The following is a 6,495-nucleotide window of genomic DNA, read 5'->3' as shown; positions in this document are numbered from 1 at the left end:
GCGGGTCCACGCCTGGTCGCCCGCCTTTTTCCGTCTTGTCCCTCTACGCCCCCATTCTTCCCCCGCCGGGCCCCACTTCTCATGGAGAGGGGCAGCGCGACGTCGAACAAGCGTGTAGCTTCCGGGGGCATGAAGGGCGGGGGTGCCGGGGGGACTGGGGGGTTGGTGTATGGGAGTGCGGCTCATGGTCGTCGACGACCATCGGCTGCTCGCGGAGGCGCTGGCGTCGGCGCTCAAGCTGCGCGGGCACCGGGTGGTCGCGGCGGCGGCGCCGGCCGCGGGCGCGGCGGATCTGGTGATCGCGCGGGCGCCCGAGGTGTGCCTGCTGGGCACGGCGGCGCCGGCCGAGCCGGGGGTCTTCGACCCGGTGGTGAAGATCAAGCGGGAGCGCCCGCAGGTGGCGGTGCTGGTGCTGGGCCCGGTGCCGTCGCCGCGCGGGATCGCGGCCGCCTTCGCCGCGGGGGCGTCGGGGTACGTGCGGCACGACGAGCGGATCGAGGGGGTCGAGCGGGCCATCATGAAGGCCCGGGCCGGGGAGGCCGCCGTGGCTCCGCTGCTGCTCCAGGGCGCGTTCGGCGAGCTGCTGAACCCGGTGGCGCAGCCCGACGACGAGGCGCAGCGGCTGCTGGAGATGCTGACACCGCGTGAGGTGGAGGTGCTGGTCCGGGTCGCCGACGGCGAGGACACCCGGCGGATCGCGGCGGGCATGGGCATCGCCCCGAGCACCGCGCGCACCCATGTCCAGCGGGTGCTGATGAAGCTGGGGGTGGGGTCCCGGCTGGAGGCGGCGGCGCTGGCGGCCCGAACGGGCCTGCTGGACCGCGCGGGTCCCCTGCGGGGCGCGTCCGCCGACTAGACACCCACGGACACCCCCGCGCCCCGGAAGGGGCGCGGGGAACTGCGCGACCGGCCACAACGTGCCTGCGGCCGGGGGACGGCCCGTGCGCCCTACGGTGCTACCGCCCCCGGCCGACGGTCACTCCGCGGGGAACTGCGCGGCCGGGGGACGGCCCGCATCCCCTGCGGCGCAGTCCGCCCCGGTGCTACTCGCCCGGCCCCTCTTCCGGCAGGCCCTCCGGCGGAAGCGGCGGGGGCGTGGGCCGCAGCTTCAGCCAGGCCAGGAAGAAGATGCCCAGGAGCAGCATGCCGATCCCGGTCCACAGGTTGATGTTGACGCCCTCGGCCTTGTCGATCGCGGCCTGGGAGTCGGTGATCCCGGTGATCGTGACGATGACGCCGTAGACCACGAAGAGTCCGCCGATGATGCGGCGCAGGTCGAAGATGCGGGCCGCGGTCGCGGACTTCGTCTCCAGCTCGGTGACCTCCCGCTGGACGTCTTCCTCGGTGTAGTGCAGCGGACGGCGCGGCTGCTCGGGACGCTCGGTCATGGTTTCCTCGATCCTCCCGCGTCAGAACGAGAACGGGATGTAGCAGGCGGCGGCCAGCACGACCGCGCCCCAGCCCAGCAGGGCCGGCTTGCGGTACCAGGCGTCGTCGCCTTCGGCGGGCGGTTCGGACATGCCGGGGGAGCGGGTGCCGTAGACCAGGCCCTGCAGCTCCTCCGCCGGCTTCGGCTTGGTGAACAGGGAGACCGCGACCATCACGACCGCGCCGGCGACGAAGCCCGCGATCGCGGAGACGAAGTTGGCGCCCTGGTCGGAGGGGATCGAGATGATGCCCTTCTTGTAGAACACGAAGTAGTTGACCATCGCGGTGACGGTGCCCGCGAGCAGGCCCCAGAAGCCGGACTTGGCGGACGCGCGCTTCCAGAACATGCCGACGATGAAGACGACGAACATCGGCACGTTGAAGAAGGAGAACAGCGTCTGGAGGTAGCTCATGATGTTCGAGAACGAGGACGCCAGGAACGCCGTGCCGACCGAGGCGCAGACGCCGATCGCGGTGATCAGGCGGCCGAACCGCACGTAGTAGGCGTCCTCGCGGCCACGCACCACGTACTTGGCCCAGATGTCGTTGGTGAACACGGTGTTGAACGACGACACGTTCGCCGCCATGCCCGCCATGAAGGCCGCCAGCAGACCGGTGACGGCGATGCCGAGCACACCGTTGGGCAGCAGCTCCTGCATCAGGAAGGGGATGGCGTCGTTGTACTGGTAGCCGGAGCCGGCGGTGCCGAACTTCGGGATCAGCGCGGCGGCGACCAGGCCCGGGATCATCACCAGGAAGACGATGAAGATCTTCGGGTAGGCGGCGATCAGCGGGGTCCGCTGGCCGGCGGAGAGGTTCTTCGCGGACAGGGCGCGCTGCACCTCGGCGAAGTTGGTGGTCCAGTAGCCGAAGGAGAGCACGAAGCCGAGGCCGAGGACGATGGTGAGCCAGTTGGCGCCGAGCGGGTTGACGTGCCCGATGCCGGTACCGCCCCAGGCCGTGGTGAAGTCGGCGCCGTGGGTCGCGGTGAGCTTGTCGGTCAGCCCGCCCCAGCCGCCGACCTTCTTCAGGCCGAGGATCGTGATCGGGATGAGCGCGGCCAGGATCACGAAGAACTGGAGCACCTCGTTGTAGATCGCCGAGGACAGGCCGCCCAGGGTGATGTACGCGAGCACGAACGCGCCGGCGACGACGATGGCGACCCACTGCGGCCAGCCGAGCAGGGCCTCGACGACGATCGCGAGGGCGTAGAGGTTGACGCCCGCGATCAGGATGGCGGCGAACGCGAACAGGATCGAACTGAGCAGGTGGGCGGCCCGGTCGAAGCGCAGCAGCAGGAACTCGGGGACCGAGCGGACCTTGCTGCCGTAGTAGAAGGGCATCATCACCAGGCCGAGGAAGACCATGGCGGGGATGGCGCCGATCCAGTACCAGTGGACGGTGTAGGCCCCGTACTGGGCGCTGTTGGCGGCCATGCCGAGGATCTCGGTGGCCGCCAGGTTCGCCGAGATGAAGGCGAGGCCGGTGATCCAGGCGGGCAGCGAGCGTCCGGAGAGGAAGAAGTCGAGGCTGGTCTTCACGGAGCGCCGGGCCGCGAAGCCGATGCCGAGGACGACGACGAAGTAGATCGCCAGGATCGTGTAGTCCAGCCAGTTGGTGGGGAGCCGTAGCTCCGCCGCCAGATAGGTGGGGGCGTATGTGGGGGTTTGCATGAGAACTCGCTTCGTTGCGCGAACTGATCCAGAGCGGAACCTACGCCGCCGTGTTCGTTGTTTGAACACTCTGACTGGTGTTCTTTGTTTGATTGTGATCGAGCGAGGCGTTGTCGAGTTGTGATCTGTTATGTTTGATTGTGTTGAGTGATGGGGTGCGGACACACCCTTGGGGGCCGAACAAGGAGTCCGGCGTGAAGAAGACCTCGACCCGGCTGGCCGACGGTCGTGAGCTGATCTACTACGACCTTCGGGACGACACGGTCCGCGACGCGGTCGACCGGCGCCCGCTGGACCGTACGGTCACCACGTCCGAGATCCGCCGCGACCCGCTGCTCGGCGACTCCGTCGCCGTCGCCTCGCACCGCCAGGGCCGCACCTACCACCCGCCGGCCGACGAGTGCCCCCTGTGCCCGACGCACGGCGACCGGCTGAGCGAGATCCCGGACTCCTCCTACGACGTCGTCGTCTTCGAGAACCGGTTCCCCTCCCTCGCCGGCGACTCCGGCCGCTGCGAGGTGGTCTGCTTCACCTCCGATCACGACGCCTCCTTCGCCGGCCTCGGCGAGGAGCAGGCGCGGCTGGTGCTGGACGCGTGGACCGACCGCACGTCGGAGCTGTCGCATCTGCCCTCCGTCGAGCAGGTGTTCTGTTTCGAGAACCGCGGTGCCGAGATCGGTGTGACCCTCGGCCACCCGCACGGACAGATCTACGCCTACCCCTTCACCACCCCGCGCACCGCGCTGATGCTCCGCTCGCTCGCCGCCCACAAGGAGGCCACCGGCGGGGAGAACCTGTTCGACGCCGTCCTGGAGCGGGAACTCGCCGGCGAGCGGGTCGTCCTTGAGGGTGAACACTGGGCGGCGTTCGTGCCGTACGCGGCGCACTGGCCGTACGAGGTCCACCTGTACCCCAAGCGCCGCGTGCCCGACCTGCTCGCGCTCGACGAGGCGGCCCGCACAGAATTCCCCCAGGTCTATCTGGAACTCTTGAGGCGCTTCGACCGGATCTTCGGCGAGGGTGAGCCTCCGACGCCGTACATCGCGGCCTGGCACCAGGCCCCGTTCGGCGCGCTGGAGGAGTTCGACGGTGTGACGCGCGACGACTTCGCGCTCCACCTCGAGCTTTTCACCATCCGCCGCACTTCCGGCAAGCTGAAGTTTCTCGCGGGTTCCGAGTCCGGCATGAACGTGTTCATCAACGACGTGCCGCCGGAACGCGCGGCCGAGCGACTGCGAGAGGTAGCGAGTTCATGAAGTACCTGGTGACGGGTGGCGCGGGATATGTCGGCAGTGTCGTGGCCCAGCACCTGCTGGAGGCCGGCCACGAGGTCACCGTCCTCGACAACCTCTCCACCGGCTTCCGCGCGGGCGTCCCGGCCGGCGCGACCTTCGTCGAGGGCGACATCCGCGACGCCGCCAAGTGGCTCGACCCCTCCTTCGACGGCGTGCTGCACTTCGCCGCGTTCTCGCAGGTCGGCGAGTCGGTGGTGAAGCCGGAGAAGTACTGGGAGAACAACGTCGGCGGGAGCATGGCGCTGCTCGCCGCGATGCGCGAGGCCGGCGTCCGCACGCTGGTGTTCTCCTCCACCGCGGCCACCTACGGCGAGCCGGAGCAGACCCCGATCCGGGAGACCGCCCCGACGCGGCCCACCAGCCCCTACGGCGCCTCCAAGCTCGCCGTCGACCACATGATCACCAGCGAGGCGGTCGCCCACGGCCTGGCCGCGGTGTCCCTGCGCTACTTCAACGTGGCGGGCGCCTACGGCGCGTACGGCGAGCGGCACGACCCCGAGTCGCACCTGATCCCGCTGGTCCTCCAGGTCGCCCAGGGCCGCCGCGAGGCGATCTCGGTCTACGGCGACGACTACCCGACCCCCGACGGCACCTGCGTCCGCGACTACATCCACGTCGCCGACCTGGCCGACGCCCACCTGCTGGCCCTCACGGCCGCGCGGCCGGGCGAGCACCTGATCTGCAACCTCGGCAACGGCAACGGCTTCTCCGTCCGCGAGGTCATCGAGACCGTCCGCGAGGTCACCGGCCACCCGATCCCCGAGGTGGCCGCCCCGCGCCGGGGCGGCGACCCGGCCGTCCTGGTCGCCGCCGCGGACACCGCCCGCGAGAAACTGGGCTGGAACCCGACCCGCGCGGATCTCGCGGGCATCGTCGCGGACGCGTGGGAGTTCGCGCAGAGCATCACGAGGGAGCACTAGTGGGGGCACAGCAGGTCGCCGAGCGCTTCGCCGAGCTGTACGGGGCGGAGCCGGAGGGCGTGTGGGCGGCGCCGGGCCGGGTCAACCTGATCGGCGAGCACACCGACTACAACGACGGCTTCGTCATGCCGTTCGCGCTGCCGCACCAGGCGATCGCGGCGGTCTCCCGCCGCACCGACGGCATCCTGCGGCTGCACTCGGCGGACATCGAGGGCGGGAGCGCGCAGGTCACGGAGCTGCGGCTGGACGACCTCGCCCCGGAGAGCGACCGGGAGTGGACGGCGTACCCGGCGGGCGTGGTCTGGGCCCTGCGCGATGCGGGCCACGCGATCACCGGCGCCGACATCCACCTCGCCTCCACGGTCCCGACGGGCGCGGGCCTGTCCTCGTCCGCGGCGCTGGAGGTCGTGGTCGCCCTGGCGCTCAACGACCTGTACGACCTCGGCCTGCAGCGCTGGAGGCTGGCCCGCCTGTGCCAGCGCGCCGAGAACGTCTACGTGGGCGCCCCGACCGGCATCATGGACCAGACGGCGTCGGCCTGCTGCGAGCCGGGGCACGCGCTCTTCCTCGACACCCGCGACCTGTCCCAGCAGCAGATCCCCTTCGACCTCGCGGCCGAGGGCCTGCGTCTGCTGGTCGTGGACACCCAGGTCAAGCACGCCCACAGCGGCGGCGAGTACGGCAAGCGCCGGGCCGGCTGCGAGAAGGGCGCGGCCCTGCTCGGCGTCGACGCCCTGCGGGACATCCCGTACGACGGCCTGGATGCGGCCCTGGCCCGCCTCGGCGACGAGGAGGAGGTGATCCGCCTGGTCCGCCACGTGGTCACGGAGGACGAACGGGTCGAACGCACCGTCGCCCTCCTGCGCGCCGGCGACACCCGCGCGATCGGCCCGGTCCTCACCGAGGGCCACGCCTCCCTCCGCGACGACTTCCGCATCTCCTGCCCGGAGCTGGACCTGGTCGTCGACACCGCCCTCGCGCACGGCGCCCTGGGCGCCCGCATGACCGGCGGCGGTTTCGGCGGCTCGGCCGTCGTCCTGGCCGAGGCCACCGAGGTCGACACCCTCACCAAGACCATCGAGGAGGCCTTCGCGGCGGCGGCCTTCAAGGCACCACGGGTCTTCGAGGCGGTACCGGCAGCGGGCGCACGCCGCCTGAGCTGACACCACCGCCCCGACC

Annotated in this window: 6 protein-coding genes; 4 read left to right on the top strand and 2 right to left on the bottom strand. The window is 70.8% G+C overall.

The window, feature by feature from the left end:
- Positions 1-169: 169 nt before the first annotated feature.
- Positions 170-856 carry a response regulator transcription factor gene (locus ABZ923_RS33775; RefSeq protein ID WP_361479623.1) on the top strand — a complete coding sequence of 229 codons (687 nt, stop codon included), beginning with the start codon at positions 170-172 and terminating at the stop codon, positions 854-856.
- Between the two features lie 187 nt (positions 857-1,043).
- Here the strand turns inward: ABZ923_RS33775 and ABZ923_RS33770 are convergent, their stop codons facing one another.
- Positions 1,044-1,388 carry a hypothetical protein gene (locus tag ABZ923_RS33770; RefSeq protein ID WP_361479620.1) on the bottom strand — a complete coding sequence of 115 codons (345 nt, stop codon included), beginning with the start codon at positions 1,386-1,388 and terminating at the stop codon, positions 1,044-1,046.
- Between the two features lie 21 nt (positions 1,389-1,409).
- A complete protein-coding gene (locus ABZ923_RS33765; protein WP_361479617.1) occupies positions 1,410-3,101 on the bottom strand; it encodes a sodium:solute symporter family protein in 1,692 nt (563 codons plus the stop codon).
- Positions 3,102-3,295: 194 nt separating this feature from the next.
- On the opposite strand from ABZ923_RS33765, the gene galT reads away from it, so the two are divergent.
- Genes galT through galK form a run of 3 tightly spaced genes read left to right on the top strand, consistent with a single transcriptional unit; the run spans position 3,296 to position 6,479 of the window.
- Positions 3,296-4,357 carry a galactose-1-phosphate uridylyltransferase gene (gene galT / locus ABZ923_RS33760; RefSeq protein ID WP_361479615.1) on the top strand — a complete coding sequence of 354 codons (1,062 nt, stop codon included), beginning with the start codon at positions 3,296-3,298 and terminating at the stop codon, positions 4,355-4,357.
- The gene (gene galE, locus ABZ923_RS33755; protein ID WP_361479612.1) at positions 4,354-5,316 is read left to right on the top strand and encodes a UDP-glucose 4-epimerase GalE; all 963 of its coding nucleotides are present in this window, start codon (positions 4,354-4,356) and stop codon (positions 5,314-5,316) included. Before galT ends, galE begins: the two co-directional genes overlap by 4 nt.
- Positions 5,316-6,479, top strand: a complete 1,164-nt coding sequence (gene galK, locus ABZ923_RS33750; protein WP_361479609.1) for a galactokinase — start codon at positions 5,316-5,318, stop codon at positions 6,477-6,479. Before galE ends, galK begins: the two co-directional genes overlap by 1 nt.
- Positions 6,480-6,495: the final 16 nt, after the last annotated feature.

Origin of the sequence: Streptomyces sp. NPDC046881 (assembly GCF_040645015.1) — a bacterium.
GTDB lineage: Bacteria > Actinomycetota > Actinomycetes > Streptomycetales > Streptomycetaceae > Streptomyces.
Note: the sequence above shows the minus strand (reverse complement) of the source record. Positions and strands in the feature narration are given on the sequence as shown.

Bases quoted from the DNA above. Each gene is read 5' to 3' on its own strand.
- ABZ923_RS33770 (WP_361479620.1), bottom strand. From the start codon at position 1,388: ATGACCGAGCGTCCCGAGCAGCCGCGCCGTCCGCTGCACTACACCGAG.
- ABZ923_RS33765 (WP_361479617.1), bottom strand. From the start codon at position 3,101: ATGCAAACCCCCACATACGCCCCCACCTATCTGGCGGCGGAGCTACGG.
- ABZ923_RS33775 (WP_361479623.1), top strand. From the start codon at position 170: ATGGGAGTGCGGCTCATGGTCGTCGACGACCATCGGCTGCTCGCGGAG.
- galE (WP_361479612.1), top strand. From the start codon at position 4,354: ATGAAGTACCTGGTGACGGGTGGCGCGGGATATGTCGGCAGTGTCGTG.